Annotated in this window: 10 protein-coding genes; all 10 read right to left on the minus strand. The window is 39.8% G+C overall.

Features of this window, described 5'->3' with window-relative positions:
• Positions 1–18: 18 nt before the first annotated feature.
• Positions 19–2484 (minus strand): sensor histidine kinase, encoded by a 2466-nt coding sequence (locus tag J7R13_RS01645; protein WP_208437171.1) that lies wholly within the window; start codon positions 2482–2484, stop codon positions 19–21.
• Positions 2485–2523: 39 nt separating this feature from the next.
• Entirely contained in the window at positions 2524–3921 is a 1398-nt protein-coding gene (gene ahcY / locus J7R13_RS01650; protein ID WP_208437172.1) for an adenosylhomocysteinase, read from the minus strand.
• Between the two features lie 802 nt (positions 3922–4723).
• On the minus strand, positions 4724–5722 hold the full coding sequence (locus J7R13_RS01655) for a complex I NDUFA9 subunit family protein (protein WP_208437173.1): 999 nt from the start codon (positions 5720–5722) through the stop codon (positions 4724–4726).
• Positions 5723–5765: 43 nt separating this feature from the next.
• Complete coding sequence (locus J7R13_RS01660) at positions 5766–7085, minus strand: bifunctional folylpolyglutamate synthase/dihydrofolate synthase (protein ID WP_208437174.1); 1320 nt, start codon at positions 7083–7085, stop codon at positions 5766–5768.
• A gap of 4 nt (positions 7086–7089) precedes the next feature.
• Positions 7090–8010, minus strand: coding sequence for an acetyl-CoA carboxylase, carboxyltransferase subunit beta (accD, locus tag J7R13_RS01665; RefSeq protein ID WP_208437175.1), 921 nt, complete (start codon positions 8008–8010; stop codon positions 7090–7092).
• Positions 8011–8582: 572 nt separating this feature from the next.
• The gene (locus tag J7R13_RS01670; protein WP_208437176.1) at positions 8583–9302 is read right to left on the minus strand and encodes a sulfate transporter family protein; all 720 of its coding nucleotides are present in this window, start codon (positions 9300–9302) and stop codon (positions 8583–8585) included.
• Positions 9303–10015: 713 nt separating this feature from the next.
• Positions 10016–11413 carry a bifunctional phosphopantothenoylcysteine decarboxylase/phosphopantothenate--cysteine ligase CoaBC gene (gene coaBC, locus J7R13_RS01675; protein WP_208437177.1) on the minus strand — a complete coding sequence of 466 codons (1398 nt, stop codon included), beginning with the start codon at positions 11411–11413 and terminating at the stop codon, positions 10016–10018.
• A 69-nt stretch (positions 11414–11482) separates the two neighbouring features.
• Complete coding sequence (ubiB, locus tag J7R13_RS01680) at positions 11483–13069, minus strand: 2-polyprenylphenol 6-hydroxylase (protein WP_208437178.1); 1587 nt, start codon at positions 13067–13069, stop codon at positions 11483–11485.
• A 2-nt stretch (positions 13070–13071) separates the two neighbouring features.
• Entirely contained in the window at positions 13072–13854 is a 783-nt protein-coding gene (gene ubiE, locus J7R13_RS01685) for a bifunctional demethylmenaquinone methyltransferase/2-methoxy-6-polyprenyl-1,4-benzoquinol methylase UbiE (RefSeq protein ID WP_208437179.1), read from the minus strand.
• Positions 13855–13974: 120 nt separating this feature from the next.
• Positions 13975–16407, minus strand: a complete 2433-nt coding sequence (gene gyrB / locus J7R13_RS01690; RefSeq protein ID WP_208437180.1) for a DNA topoisomerase (ATP-hydrolyzing) subunit B — start codon at positions 16405–16407, stop codon at positions 13975–13977.

The raw sequence follows: 16407 nt of genomic DNA on the forward strand, positions 1-16407 counted from the left end.
TAACGATAAAGGGCGAAATTAAAAAACTTTATCTCCTTTGGGGCTTGGAAAAAAACATTTAACCGTTGTTCCTTGTCCCGTACCGGTAAGGATTTCAACGTGACCACCATGGAGTTCAACAAAGCTTTTTACAAGGGAAAGCCCAAGACCTGCTCCTGCACGTCCACCATGATGTGAATGAGAAGAAAAGCGTTTGAAAATGCGATCAAGAATATCTTCTGGAATATCAGATCCCTCATTGTGGACACTAAAGACGATGTTGTCATCTTGCTCATCGACACAAAATTCAATCGTGCTTGCTTCTGCTGCGAAATTAATCGCATTACTCAGAACATTAACAAAGATTTGGTGCAAACGTGTTGCATCAGCAGAAATAACATTTAAGGAGGGAGAAATTTGCTGTAGAAGTGTAATATGGCGTCCGTTAAGGCGCTCTTCCACGCGCGCTACTGCGTGTATCATAGCATCGGCAATATTAACTGGCTTTATGTCTAGCTTCATGATACCTGCATCAAGGGTTGCAAGGTCAAGAATATCATTAACAATATTCAAAAGAGTGTCTGATTCTGAATGAATATACCCAAGATATTCCTTTTGACGTTCATTGATAGAGCCAAAAATTTGATCACCTAAAATATCAGAAAACCCTATAATATTAGTAAGAGGTGTGCGCAGTTCATAGGAAACATGTTGGACAAATTCATTACGCAAACGATCAGCACTTTCCAAGGCTTCATTTTTTTCTTGAAGAGCACGCGCAACATGGACGGTGTCCGTAACATTAACGAAAGTGAGCATCGTTTGCCCATTGGGGAGCGGGACCAATGTGTAGTCAATAATCATTTCGTTTTTGAGATCCATACGACCTGAATATGTGTCACGCTTTTCAGCAAAACCTGTAATAAATTTGGCAAACTGATTCCATTCAGTCCCCGTGCACAGAGCTGAACAATGGCCTTGTAGCTGTGTGATATGGGTACCTTCTACCAATAAATTATAGGGAAGAGACCATAATTTAGACAGAGCTGGATTCGATAAACGAAGACGCCCGTCAGTGCCAAAAACTACCACTCCTTCTGAAAGTTTATCAAGCGTTTCGCCTTGTATTTTAATAAGTGTATTATAGCGTCGTTCAAGATCAATTTTTTCTGTGAGATTTTCGTAAAGCCAAGTGACACCTCCTTGTGGATGGGGGCTGGAAATAACACGTACCGTGCGCCCATCAGGAAGATTCCATATTTGTTGATTCGATTCTGTTTGCCGATAGGCTTTAAAAAGTTCTTCTTTCCACGCGCGCCAATCAGGATGTTCCGCAAGGAGTCCTTTTTCACGCAAGTGTTCAAGAAGCAATGTATGGCTTGGTTTACTTTCTAGAAAAGAACTCTCCAACGACCATAAAATTTTAAAAGCCTGATTGCAGAATTTTAATTTTTGGTTTGTATCAAAAATGGCTACAGCTGTTGAGATTTGATCAAGTGTTTCACAATGGCTTTGAAGAACGTGCCTCAGTTCATTAGCAAGGTTTTCATATGCGCTGTCATCACGGGCAAAAGCTGCCATTCCTTCTTCTGTTGTAATCCGTGTGAGGTAAAAACAGTGCCGTTCTCCATCAATGACTGTATGAACGTGCTCTTGAAAAATCGTTTCTATTTCATCTGTTTTGGGTTGTGTTTTTTCATTAAAAAGATCAATGACTTCATTGTTATTTTCTCTAAAGCCTGTCATTTCTTTAAAGGCGCGATTGATAAAACAAACTTTCCCCTCACAATCTCGTATCCATACAGGTTCTTGAATACGATCAAGAAGATTGCGCTGCATTCTCAGTTCGGTAAGAATTGTAGCGATATCTTTCTGTAAACGAGCATTTTCGCTCTGTTGTGTTGAAATGTCTTGAAAGCGTGCAATGGCCGCTGTTCCGGCGATTACCCCTGTAACTTGTAACAGCATATTGTTTGTGGTGGTGATGGAAAGTTCAAAAGGGTGAGAATTGTAACGCAATTGCGTTAATGCGTAGTCAAGTTCTCGGCTTGAATTTTCTTCAAGCCATAGGTTAAAATGCTGAAAGTCTTTCTGATGAATTCCTGCTTTTTGTAATAGGGGAATATTACCAACTACACGGGGTGAATCCGTTGGGTTTTCCCAAATAAGAAGGGATTGTCCTGTTTCTTCCAAAAGCCACTCATAATATCGAAGTTTTTCAGAAAAATCTGCTTGAATTACTTTCAAAGGTTTTTGTGAAGCTTTTTTTACGCGCATAATAACTGCCATACACATAAGAAGTGAGGCACAAGAAATTCCTCCGCAGAGCGCTAAAAGAAGCCATGGACCATCTGGTAAAGTGAAGGTAGGTGGTAGATGCATTTCCAATGACAGAGCAATAGCGCATGTTGGAGAAAAAATGAAAAAAAGGCAAAAGAGATGAGTACAGATTCGGATCATTTTTTGAGCTTTTTCTTTGGGGGTAGCATCACCAAAGTTGAGCACGATGCGTTTTCCTTTTTTCTTTTAACTGAGGGAAACGTTTTAATAACGGTAATGATTTGGTTTATAGGGTCCTTGTGGTGTAACTCCAATATAAGCGGCTTGTTCTTCTGATAAAACGCTTAATTTTATTCCTAACCGATCAAGGTGAAGACGCGCAACTTTCTCATCAAGGTGCTTTGGCAAAACAGCTACTTCATTTTTATAGTGTTCTGAACGGGTAAAGAGTTCAATTTGCGCTAGAACTTGATTGGTAAATGAGGCAGACATGACAAAAGAAGGGTGTCCGGTAGCATTACCGAGGTTAAGTAAACGCCCTTCAGAGAGCAAAATGATACGTTTCCCATCAGGAAAGGTGATCATATCAACTTGTGGCTTAATATTCGTCCATGGTAAATTTCTAAGGGCTGCTACTTGGATTTCGTTATCAAAATGGCCAATGTTTCCAAGGATGCACATATCTTTAACTTGTCGCATATGGTCTAATCGGACAATATCTTTATTGCCCGTTGTTGTGATGATAATATCAGCACTGGAGGCAGCATCATCTAAGTTAACAACTTCATAGCCGTTCATAGCTGCTTGAAGGGCGCAGATCGGATCGATTTCTGTTACTTTGACGCGTGCTCCAGCACCTGAAAGAGAGGCTGCTGAACCTTTACCCACATCACCATAACCACAGACAATAGCAGTCTTACCAGCTATCATAACGTCTGTTGCGCGTCGGATGCCGTCTACTAATGATTCTCTACATCCATATTTATTATCAAATTTTGATTTAGTGACACTATCATTGACGTTAATAGCTGGGAAAGGCAAAAGCCCTTCCTTTTGCAATTGATAAAGGCGTTGTACACCCGTTGTGGTTTCTTCGCTTACACCTTTGATTGCTGCACGCTGGCGTATGAAAAATCCTGGTGTAGCATCCATACGTTTTTGGATTTGTTTGAAAAAAATCCCCTCTTCTTCTGTTTTGGGGTGAGATAGAATATTTTTATTTTCTTCTGCACGGCATCCCATCAAAATATAGTTTGTAGCATCAGATCCATCATCTAAGATAAGATTGGAGGGATTGCCATCGGGCCATTGGAAAATTGCATCTATATAAGTCCAATATTCTTCAAGTGTTTCACCTTTAACCGCGAAAACAGGAGTACCTGTGGCTGCAATAGCCGCTGCTGCATGGTCTTGCGTGGAAAAAATATTGCTAGAACTCCAGCGTACATCGGCACCGATCACTTTCAATGTCTCAATCAAAACAGCTGTTTGAATTGTCATGTGCAATGAACCAGAAATACGTGCTCCGCGCAAAGGTTGGCTAGAAGAAAACTCCTCACGGCAAGCCATTAAACCAGGCATTTCAGTTTCAGCAATATCAAGTTCTTTACGCCCATAGGCAGCAAGCGCGATATCTTTGACAACATAATTTGGAGTTGCCATTTTTTATTCCTTTAAAATCAGTTTTTGCAAAACGGTAGGAGAAATTAAAAAAAAATGCAAGTGAAGTGAATAGAAAGGTTTCTTTACTTAGAAATTTTTTTAAGTTTCCATAAATTTTGTACAATAAACATGCTTTACCCATTGTGCAATGATGTTATCAGCAGGCTACAAAAAGCGCTTGCAAGGTCTTCTTAAGTGAACAAAGTTTTATCGACATTCGTTCATTTTTAAACTGTGAAGAGGATAAGGCAACAAAGAAAACAGCTACGAGATTTGGTATTTTGAAAAGAAAGAGAGACATATTAATTTTTTCAATGTAGCTATACTCTCTTTTGTGGAGTAAGAAATTAATTCAGATGTAAAAAATATATACACTCACGAAGAATAGCATGTCGTTGTGTTGCTCATTCACGTATTTATTTTAAAAAGACATATCTCATTGCCTCTGATTCTATTTTTAGTACTACCTATAGTGGTAGAATACAAAATTCATTGGGTATCACTTCCCTTACTTATGCTTGTAAAATAACGAGCTATAGCCATTTTATATTTTTTGTCTTCCTATGTTGCGTCTGCTCTTGTTAAAGCAGTTTTATAGTGCGTATATTTAGTCTTTTCTGAGATAATTTTTATCCAAACGTCGCTTTCTCTTGTGATGTACAAGTAAGCGTTTTTTTTATGATTCAAAATGTGAGGGCTCAAAATGAGAAAATATTAACTCTCTTCGGTGTGTACATTCCACTATGGAAAACAATGAATTCCCATTATAAATCAATATATTAAATAATTATAGGCATATACGCTACGCTGGAAAATTTTTGGAAAATTGGCCATGTGGACGAAACCGCCAGAGATAACTAGGCAAGAGTGCAGCCATTGCTCTAGGAACAATTCCTGCTCCCTCTAAAGTGTATCCGTTTTCTATCGCTGCTTGAGAGACAACATTATCTAATTGTAGGAAACGTATTTGATCGGCAGTTAACAATGTTGGCACTAAAGGTAATTTACCGATAATTCCCAAAAAACTTCCAATCAACAGACCGGCAGAAAGAGGCATGGGTAGAGTTGTCTTTTTGCGGTGAATAATTTTAAATATATTTTCAAGGACATTGTGGAATGTCATAATTTGTGGGCCACCAAGATCATAGATTTTTCCAAAGGTAACATGTTCTTCTAAAGCGCGTACAACAAATTCCGCGATGTCACCTACATACACGGGTTGCAATTTACTTTGTCCACCACCAAAAAGGGGCATGATTGGTAAAAAACGTGATAAGTCTGCTAAGGTGTTAAAGAAACAATCCTCTGGTCCAAAGATAACGGATGGGCGCATAATAATCGCTTGAGGATGCTTATTTTGAACGATTTGTTCACCCGCAAATTTGACGCGTGCATAAAGGCATGAAGCATGTTGATCGGCTACAAGTGCTGACATGTAAATAAGTGGAATACCGGCTTCTGCTGCTAATTCAGAAACATTTTGCGTACCTTCAGTTTGTGTTTTTTGAAAGTTTGACTGATTTGCTTGCGCTAAGCTACCAGGAAGAAATACTGCACCATCTGCTCCAAACAATGCACGTGCAACAGAGGCGCGATGCTTGATATCGGTTTTAAGCATTTGGGTTTGTCCCACTTCTCCTATTTGGAGCATGTAATAAGCTTTTTGCGGACAACGAACAGCAATGCGAACGCGATAACCCCGCTTGGTTAAAGTTTCAACAACATGCCGCCCTACAAAGCCAGAGCCGCCGAAAACAGTAATAAGTTTAGGATGTTGATAAAGTGCAAAATCAAGTTGCATGATTAAAAGGTCAATCTTTCAAAGCTCTATGTATAATCAATTCCTAACATGGTGGTGTTTTGTTGTCACGTAAAATATCGCCTGCAAGGTAAAGGGAACCACCAATAAGGACAATTGCATCTTTATGCTCTGAGTTGATTTTATGTAAGGCATCTTGTAGATGATCTTGTGGGGTAGCAAAGAGCCCTACTTTCCGTGCGGATTCAGCTAAAATCGTTGGACAAATACTAGCGTTGTTGTCAGTTAACGGGATCGTATAGACTTTATCTACGAGTTTTGCTAGAGGACGGAAATAACCGACAGCATCTTTAGTATTGAGCATACCAGCAATCATAATGAGAGGACGGTTTGATTTTTTTCTCCATTGAATAAACTCTGCCGCAACAACTTTTCCAGCAGCGGGATTATGACCACCATCTAACCATAAATCAATACTAGGAGACAGCTGATCAACCAAGTTTCCATGGGTGAGATGTTGCATCCGTGCTGGCCAGTAAATATTTTGCAAAGCATAATTTATTGATTGTTCTGAAAGTTGAAAACCTGCTTGATAAACTGCTTCAAGAGAGGCTCCGGCATTAGCAATTTGGTGAGCTCCAATAAGGTTAGGAAGTGGAAGATCCATAAGACCTTGACTATTTTGAAAGACCATATGCCCATATTCTGTATAGCTTTGATAATCTTGATCAAACAGGGAATAAGGTGCTTTATTTTTATCCGCAAGGGTTGTTAAAAGTGAAAAGGTTTCATCATGATCTTGCTTACCGATAACCACTGGAACAGCTGGTTTGATAATTCCCCCTTTTTGAAAAGCAATTTGTGCAATTGTGTTTCCAAGAAAAGCCTCATGATCATAGTCAATGGGCATAATAAGGGATACAGCTGGCTTGTTAATCACATTTGTAGCATCAAAACGTCCTCCTAATCCAACTTCTAGAATCACTACATCAGCTGGATGTGTGCTAAATAACATAAAGGCAGCTGCTGTAAAAATTTCAAAAACAGTGATCGGGTTGTCACGATTCACTTTTATGATTTCATGAATTGTTTCAGCCAATTTGTTCTCTGTGACAAATTGTCCGCCTCCTATTTGACCTAGCCGACAACGTTCATTCCAGTTCACCAAATGAGGTGAACTATAGACATGAACGCGGTAGCCTGCGCTTTCCAAAAGAGCACGACAAATCGCTGAAGCAGATCCTTTGCCATTTGTGCCAGCAATGTGAATAACAGGCGCAAGCTTTAAATGTGGATTGCCAAGACGTTCTAAAAGGTGAAGAATACGTTCTAAAGAAAGATCAAACTTTTTTGGATAGTTTTTCAGTAAATCATCTACCACCCTTTGCACTTGGCTTTTTTCCATACACTTAAGCTGCTTTTGTTGTAGAAACCGATGTTTGAGAATTTGTTGGCGATGGATTGGAAGGGTTAACAGTGGCAGGATATTTCATCATCAAGCGTAGAAGGCGTGCAATGGTCGCTTTCATTTTTAAGCGCGATACAACCATATCAACCATGCCATGTTCGAGCAGATATTCACTGCTTTGAAAACCTTCTGGTAAGGTTTCACGTATGGTTTGTTGAATGACACGTGGTCCCGCAAAACCAATCATAGCACCGGGTTCGGCAATGTGAACATCACCAAGCATGGCATAAGAAGCAGTAACACCACCGGTGGTTGGATTGGTAAGAACCACAATATAGGGGAGTTTTGCTTCTTTCATCATTTCGATAGCTACGGTTGTACGAGGCATTTGCATCAATGAAAGTGTTCCTTCTTGCATGCGTGCACCGCCAGAAGCAGCAAAAAGAACTAAAGGGCGTTTTTCAGCAATGGCGGTATCAAAAGCTTTTATGATAGCTTCCCCTGAAGCCATACCAAGAGAGCCACCCATAAAGGCGAAGTCTTGAACGGTAGCTATAATCGGTAAACCCTCTATGGTTCCTCGTGCACTTAAAATATTGTCATCAACACCAAGTTTAGAACGATAATCTTTTAACCGGTCAATATAGCGTTTTTCATCGCGAAACTTTAAAGGGTCTGTTACAACTTTTGGATTTTCAAGAGGCGTATAAACGCCATCATCAAAAAAATGTATGAGACGATTTTTAGCGCTGATGCGCATATGATAGCCAGAAATAGGAACCACATATTGATTCATCTCCAGATCTTTATGGAAGACCATCTCACCACTCGTGGGATCTTTAATCCATAGATTATCTGGAATTTCACGACGCCCCAATATAGAGTTAATTTTAGGACGAACATAATTTGTAATCCAGTTCATCTTTATAGCCTCTCTTTAAATATTATAAACTCTCTGCATAATTTAAAAGAATATAGGACTCAAAATAGTCAGACTTGCTTCGCTGGATGTATAAACAAGCCCATTTAATACTTTTACGTGTATACGTATAGCTCTAACTTCATTGTCTTTTAATTTTTTGTCTTTCCAAGATCATAAAAATCCTTCCCCTTAAAAGTGTTCCTTACAATAAACCTCTCAGCAATTTTGATTTTTAATAACTGACGTTTTTTGTTTTTTTTGCTTTGATATAAAAACCTACTCCTTATGCCGGTTGGCAAACTCCTTATTTGCTTCTGATAAAACACATATTCAATTAACCATTAACACCAACAGCTGTACAGCAAAGAGGACTTATAATGTAACATCAATAAGACTATAATAGTCCAAAAAACAATGGACATGGTCGCATTATGTTAACGAAATGCCAGCATCAGAGCAAGATTTTTTAAAAGATTTTCTTAATGAGAGAAATGAAAGCAGTCATTTAAGGCACAAAATTTGTTTTAACTTCTTTTTTCTCATGAGTTTTGTTGGATTTTAAGTAAGTGCCATTATTTTTGCGTAACACGCGCGGGAGTCTTTTGGGAAAGCATCTTGTGTAAGTGTGTCATAAAAGCAGCTGCGAAAAGCGGCGTTGCTAAATTAAGAATAGGAATTGAAACAAAAAGCGCTATCAACAACCCTGCACAAAAAACCGTTGTGTAATGGGTGTGTAAAAAAGCGTGCGCTTCTTGTTCGGATCGAAAACGGTATGCTGCAAACACGAAGTATTCACGGCCAAGTAAGTAGCCATTAATAATATAAAAGGCGATCAAATTGATACCTGGCACAAAAAACAAAAGAAAAGCGATTCCATTACCCAAAAGACTTAAAAAAACAAATTTCAAGGAGAGAATGAGAGAACGCCCAAACGGCAGAGCATGTCCAACAGGATCGTTTGGATAATCTTCTTTTTCAATAATTTCAGCAGCAGAATCAATAAAAAAACCACCAATCATAGCGGTGATTGGGGCGATAAAAAAAGCCATCAGCAAAGCTAAACCAAGATTAAAAACGATTAGCATGCCAAATCCCAACCATCCTGCCCAACTAGGTAACCCAGGAAGAAAATCAGCAATCCAAGGCCAAAAGTAGGATATGAAAAGTTGGCGCGCACAAAGCCATAGAATAATGAGCACAACAACAGTAATTCCCAAAGCTTTCAATATCATAGTGCGATATTGTGGGGTAAGAAGACGTTGTAGGGCGCGATAAGCAGCAGTAAAAATCATAACAACTAAGTAAGTAATAAAAAAGTGAAAACAAGAGAGAGATTGGAAAGTACTTTACATATGCACTTATTTTATAAATCGTATAATTTTGTTGATTAAGGAGAAACTGTCAAAAGATGGTATTTTTTACCTCTAGTATCGTAAAGCAAGTGCTAGGGAACGGTTTCTTTCAGTACGGTGGTAAGACATATTCATGTATATTTTAAAACGCAATATTATTTATGCCTGAGTTCAATTTTTGTACCAACTAAGTATAAAAGTAGCATAAAATATTCAGGTTGGGAGTTATACATAGAATTTATGAAGCCAATCACATAAGTGGTCGTAAGCAGAAACTACCTGAGAAAACCCAACCTAATAACAGGTTGGTAGTGGCTAGGAATCTTCGTCCTTTAGAGCTGGGAGGAGGTTAGCATTGTAGGAAACCACGATAGGATTTTTCTGCAAAGCTCATAAAAATGAATAGCATACACGGGTTGCGATAAAAGAAACTAATCTAGCTATTTTACAAATAAACTGAAATACATAAGGATTTTCATCTCTTGCGAGAGAAAGAGATTGCGAAGTTGGCCGTTCTCTCAGTGAGAATCATACGTACAAATACTTTTATGTGATGTGGTAAGTGAGTTTCATTTTTGTTTTGTGTTGCACTTTTTAAGTATTTGATGGTTTGATGTTTGAAAAATTCTTATTTGAAATAAGGTTACGTTTGTTCATTGATGAATAGGGGTATGGGGGTTGAAAAATGACACAATAACCCTTGCTAATCTTTGCGCTACTTTTTGTTTACTCATGTGCGGCCACTGTTCAACATTTTCTTTACTAACGAGATAAACTTGATTTGTATCAGCACCCATAACGCTTATGCCATCAGCTTGAAGAGAGATATCATTGGCAAGAATAAAATCTGCTCTTTTTTCGATACATTTTTTTTGCGCATTAGCAATGATATCACAGGTTTCAGCAGCAAAGCCAATCACAAGTGGGGGACGGTTTGAAGCATGGCTAATTGTTGCCAAAATATCAGGATTTTCAACCATCTGCAAGGATGGTGGTGCTTGATGAGCATGTTTTTTGATCTTGTGTGAAGATTGCGTTTGGCTGCGCCAGTCGCAAACGGCAGAAACAAAAACTGCGCCATCGGCAGGCAAAGCATCCTGAACAGCTTGTAACATTTGATGCGCTGTTTCAACATGAATGGTTTTGACCCCTTGTGGATCGGCAAGATTAACCGGTCCACAGATAAGCGTCACTTTGGCGCCCAAATGTGTAAGAGCTATCGCAATAGCATGACCTTGTTTGCCTGAAGAGCGATTAGCAAGGTAACGCACGGGATCAATCGGTTCATGGGTAGGGCCAGAAGTAACAATGAAATGGCGACCAGCAAGTGGCCTTTCTTGCACACCCAAAAGAGTTTCTACTGCGGCTACAATGGTTAAGGGTTCACTCATGCGTCCACAGCCTGTTTCATCGCGTTCAGCCATTTTTCCAATTTCTGGTCCGACTATATGAACGCCATCTGTGCGCAGTTGTGCAACATTGCGAACCGTTGCTGGATGTGTCCACATCGTGGGATTCATGGCTGGTGCAATCAAGAGTGGGCATTGTGCTGCTAAAAGCACACAATTAGCCAGATCATCTCCTATGCCGTTGGCTATTTTTGCAATGCGATTGGCTGTAGCGGGCGCTAAAATAATAAGGTCAGCATTACGTGCTAATCGTATATGTCCAATATCATGTTCTTCTTCGCGTGAAAACAAATCACTATACACAGTATGACCGCTCAAAGCTTCAGCTGCTAAAGGGGTAATGAATTTTTGTGCTGCTTTTGTCATAATAATGTTCAAGTGCGCTCCACGTTCTTGCAAACGGCGAATCAAATCAAGCGTTTTATAGGCTGCAATACTACCGCCAATAATAAGGAGAAGAGATTTTGATTGCAATGATTGCAATTCGACAGCACTCACTTGAGAGGGGTATGTCGTTGGAGTGGAGGGATTGCTTAAAAGGCGACGCGCTTCCTCTTCCATAGAGACACCATTTTTTGCGGCACGTATGCGCAAAGATTCTTTGACTTCAGATGAAAGATTGCGAATGGTAATACTAGCCATAAAATACATCCAAGAAGTGAATTGATTTCAACGATTTCATTATTGGTATTTTTTAGCATATTAAGCAGATTAGAAAAGATGAAAAAGATAAAAAGTGAGACAAACACAACAAAGCGCAATGATAAATAGACTATAACGGCCATAACGGTTGGTACGACTTTGTTCGACCGCAAGTTGTTTAAGGGTAGTGGGAGAAAGATTAAGTCCCGTTTTTCTCATGTTGTTGAGGTCTTCTTCTATACGTTGGAAGTTTTGTATCAATTGCGGTGTTTTGCGTGCCAGCGAAAGGAGCGCTTGCGCTCCTTCACTAAAATCTTTTGCCAGTCCCACGGGTCCTAAATTTTTGCCAATCCATTCTCTGACAACGGGTTCAGAAGCTTTCCACATGTTAAAATGAGGGTCCAATGTGCGGGCTACACCTTCAACGACAACCATAGTCTTTTGTAATAGTAAAAGTTCAGGTCGTGTTTGCATATCAAACAATTCAGTGACTTCAAACAATAAGGTAAGCAACTTAGCCATGGAAATGCTTTGCGCTGATTGCCCGTGAATTGGTTCACCAATGGCACGATTGGCTTGAGCAAAGCTTTCAATATTGTGGTGCGGAGGTACATATCCTGCTTCAAAATGAGCACGTGCTACCCGATGGTAATCGCGCGTAATAAAGCCGTAAAGAATTTCAGCAAGGAAATGCTTTTCTTTTTTGCCAAGTCGTCCTGTAATTCCCAAATCGACAGCAACAATACACCCTTTGGGGTCTATAAATAAATTACCAGGATGCATATCAGCATGAAAAAAACCATCACGCAATGTATGACGAAGGAAAGATTGAATGAGTGTAATTGCGAGTGTTTCCAAATTAAAACCAGCCTCTTTGAGGGCAGAAATCTCGGATATTCTTATACCATCAATCCATTCCATTGTTAAAACATTGCGTCCTGTTCGCTCCCAGTCAATTTGTGGAACGCGAAATCCTACATCATGTTGAATATTTTCAGCCATTTCTGATATGGCAGCTGCCTCTAACCGTAAATCCATTTCAATACGTGTGGTTTGTGCCAAAGTATCGACCACACAAACAGGGCGTAGCCTTCGAGAAGCTGGTATATAACGCTCTTGTAAATGGGCAATGAGATAGAAGCTTCTAAGGTCTTTAGCAAAACGCGTTCTGATACTGGGGCGGATGACTTTAACAGCACATTTTTTTTTATGACCGGTCCCATCATTGTATTCAGCTGGATGGACTTGGGCAATAGAAGCGGCGGCAATGGGTGGATAAAAATTTACGAATAAATCATTGATAGAACGACCAAGCGAACTTTCAATTTGTGCAATGGCAGCAGTGCAAGAAAATGTTTCGACACGATCTTGTAGTTGCGCCAAATCTTCCGCAAGATCACGTCCAACGATATCGGGTCTGGTAGCAAGAAATTGACCAAGTTTTATATAAGAGGGACCAAGCCTATTGATGGCATAAGAAATATTTTCAGATCTTTGCTTTTTTTTCGTTTTGCGTCGCGCTAATGCACTTGCGATACGATGACATAATGCTGGAAATCCTTGAAGATCATCGTGAGGAAGAGCCTTCAAAACACCTTCACGCGCTAAAACCCATCCTGCGCGCATCAATTGAAAGTAAGTGGAAATTTGCACCATTTTTAAATTTTCCAACCTGAATGCAGTGCTGCGATTGCACCCGTAAGATTACGGTAAGATACTCGCGAAAATCCTGCACGATTTATCATATGGGCAAAATCATCTTGTTTAGGAAATTTACGAATAGATTCAACCAAATAACGATAAGCATCGCCATCATTTGCGATGACTTGTCCAAGCTTAGGGATAGCATGGAAAGACCAAAGATCATAAATTTTGTCAAGCAGGGGCATCTCGACATTTGAAAATTCTAAACATAAAAAACGTCCTCCCGGTTTCAAAACACGAAAAGCTTCTCTAAGGGCTTTGTCGATATGAGGCACATTACGGATTCCAAAAGCGATAGTATAAGCATCAAAACTTTTATCTTCAAAAGGTAACTGTTCTGCATTGGCTTCAACAAAATCAACCTGAGAAGCAAGACCATTTTTTTGTGCGCGCTTTTTTCCGACATTGAGCATCGAGCCGTTAATATCAAGCACTGTAACATGGGCTTTTTGGCGTGAAGCATTAAGAATGCGAAAAGCGATATCACCAGTACCGCCAGCAACATCAAGAACCTTCCAATTAGAAAGTGCGGGTGGAGAGAGCCATGCAACCATAGAATTTTTCCACACACGGTGTAGCCCTAATGATAAGATATCATTCATCTTATCATAGTTCTCAGCAACAGAGTGAAACACACCATCAACCATAGATTGTTTTTGTGCTGCATCAACTCTTGTAAAGCCAAAAGAGTTCTCCATACCACCTTTGGCTCCTAAGCGTTCTGTTTCAGCTGTCATATACATGACCTTCCTTATTTTTTTATCGTAAATGAAGTGAAGCAGAGAGAAAATATTCAAATACGAAAAAACAATATATAAAACTGCGACGTTTATACAGCTAGAAACGAAAGACTACCTTTAGATATCAAGATTGGCAACGCTTAAAGCATTATCTTGAATAAAAACTCGCCGAGGTTCAACTTCATCCCCCATTAAGCGGGAAAAGAGTGAATCGGCATCGGTTGCATCATTGATTTTAACTTGTAAAAGAGAGCGACCATTAGGATCAAGGGTTGTTTCCCAAAGTTGTTCAGCATTCATTTCTCCAAGGCCTTTATAACGCTGGAGAGTAATGCCTTTTTTACCATTTGTAAAAATACTCTCTAAAAGGCTAACCGGTCCAAAAATGCGCTCTGACGTATCTTTACGATGTAAGAGAGGTGGAAGATTATAAACTTCTACGAAATTTTGAGAGACGCGATCAATTTGACGTGCATCCGCTGAATTAATAAGCCCCGCATCAAGGGTAATAGTCTCTTTAACTCCACGTAAAATGCGTTCAAAACATAAACCCCCATTTGATGCATTATAACCAGTCCAACCACGTTCCATATCATCAGCAATTAAATCAAGACGGTTTGCCACTTTATCTGCTGTTTTTTGGGTTTTTTCTGGTGTTGAAAGGGCTTCAGGATTAAAAACTCCGGCAATGGCGGCTTGTTCAACAATTGTGCGATCATAGCGTGTATGAAGACCATTTAAAAGTTGGCGGAATACGCGAGCATCTTCAGCAAGTTTGCGCAAATCAGCACCAGCACAAATCTCGCCTGTTGACAATTCTAACTTTGCTTCTTCCAATCCAGTATCAATGAGAAATTCTTCGAATGCTGCTTCATTTTTGATATATTGAGAAAATTTTCCTCGCGATACTTTATAAAGGGGGGGTTGAGCAATATAAAGATGTCCACGCTCAATCAATTCGGGCATTTGTCTAAAAAAGAAGGTGAGAAGGAGGGTACGGATATGTGCACCATCAACATCGGCGTCTGTCATAATGATGATTTTATGATAACGCAATTTATCTGGTGAAAATTCATCTTTACCGATGGAGGTACCAAGGGCGGTAATGAGTGTCCCGATCATATCAGATGAGAGCATTCGGTCAAAACGTGCCCGTTCTACATTAAGAATTTTACCACGTAAGGGCAAAATTGCTTGATTTTGACGTGAACGTCCACTTTTTGCTGAACCTCCCGCCGAATCTCCCTCGACAATAAAGATTTCAGATTTCGCTGGATCGCGTTCTTGGCAATCGGCAAGTTTTCCCGGCAGAGAAGTGATATCAAGAGCTCCTTTTCGTCTTGTAAGTTCACGTGCTTTGCGTGCCGCTTCACGTGCTGTTGCAGCTTCTACCACTTTACTGATGATAAGCTTCGCTTCATTAGGATGCTCTTCCAGCCATGCTGAAAGACCTTCATTCACCAAGTTTTCAACAATAGGGCGCACTTCAGAAGAAACCAATTTATCCTTTGTCTGTGAAGAAAATTTGGGATCTGGAACTTTGACAGAAAGAATAGCTGTGAGTCCTTCACGGCAGTCATCACCAGTTAAGTTAACTTTTTCTTTTTTTGCAATGCCTGAAGATTCAGCATAACCATTAATTTGACGCGTTAAAGCGCTACGAAAACCTATTAAATGGGTTCCACCATCACGCTGAGGAATATTATTTGTAAAACACAAAACTTTCTCATGGTAGGAATCATTCCACCATAGGGCAACATCAACGCTCATTCCATCCTTTTCACTTGTAATGTAAATAGGAGTGTCAAGCAGCGGTTTTTTTGTTTGGTCAATGTACTTGACAAATTCAATTAATCCACCGTCATAATGCAATTCAACGGATTGAATGTCGGCATGACGTTCGTCAACAAGAAGAATATGTATGCCAGAATTTAAAAAAGCGAGTTCTCGCAAACGACGTTCCAAAGTTTCAAAATCAAATTCAACCATAGTAAAGGTTTCAGAGCTTGGCAAAAATCTGATTTCTGTTCCACTTTCTGCATCGCAATCACCAACAATTTTTAGTGGAGAGTCGGCAACCCCATGCGTAAAAGACATTTCATGAATTTTGCCATTGCGCCTGATTTGCATCCGCAACCAAACGGACAGTGCATTAACAACAGAAACACCAACACCGTGTAATCCACCTGAAACTTTATAAGAATTTTGATCAAATTTTCCACCTGCATGAAGCTGGGTCATGATCACTTCAGCTGCTGAAATACCCTCTGTTGGATGGATATCTGTTGGAATTCCGCGACCATTATCACGAACAGAACAAGAACCATCAGCATGGAGTGTGACATTTACAAGAGTAGCATGACCGGCTAAAGCTTCATCGATAGCGTTGTCCACGACCTCGTAGACCATATGATGCAATCCTGAGCCATCATCGGTATCACCAATATACATGCCAGGACGTTTTCGTACAGCATCAAGACCTTTGAGAACTTTTATGGAAGCGGCACCATAGTCATTACTCTGTGTCGGTGAGGTGATTTCATCACTCAT

The sequence above is a fragment of the Bartonella taylorii 8TBB genome, from assembly GCF_902825155.1.
Lineage (GTDB): Bacteria > Pseudomonadota > Alphaproteobacteria > Rhizobiales > Rhizobiaceae > Bartonella > Bartonella taylorii_A.

Bases quoted from the DNA above. Each gene is read 5' to 3' on its own strand.
- ahcY (WP_208437172.1), bottom strand. From the start codon at position 3,921: ATGGCAACTCCAAATTATGTTGTCAAAGATATCGCGCTTGCTGCCTAT.
- J7R13_RS01655 (WP_208437173.1), bottom strand. From the start codon at position 5,722: ATGCAACTTGATTTTGCACTTTATCAACATCCTAAACTTATTACTGTT.
- J7R13_RS01660 (WP_208437174.1), bottom strand. From the start codon at position 7,085: ATGGAAAAAAGCCAAGTGCAAAGGGTGGTAGATGATTTACTGAAAAAC.
- accD (WP_208437175.1), bottom strand. From the start codon at position 8,010: ATGAACTGGATTACAAATTATGTTCGTCCTAAAATTAACTCTATATTG.
- J7R13_RS01670 (WP_208437176.1), bottom strand. From the start codon at position 9,302: ATGATTTTTACTGCTGCTTATCGCGCCCTACAACGTCTTCTTACCCCA.
- coaBC (WP_208437177.1), bottom strand. From the start codon at position 11,413: ATGGCTAGTATTACCATTCGCAATCTTTCATCTGAAGTCAAAGAATCT.
- ubiB (WP_208437178.1), bottom strand. From the start codon at position 13,069: ATGGTGCAAATTTCCACTTACTTTCAATTGATGCGCGCAGGATGGGTT.
- ubiE (WP_208437179.1), bottom strand. From the start codon at position 13,854: ATGACAGCTGAAACAGAACGCTTAGGAGCCAAAGGTGGTATGGAGAAC.
- gyrB (WP_208437180.1), bottom strand. From the start codon at position 16,407: ATGAGTGATGAAATCACCTCACCGACACAGAGTAATGACTATGGTGCC.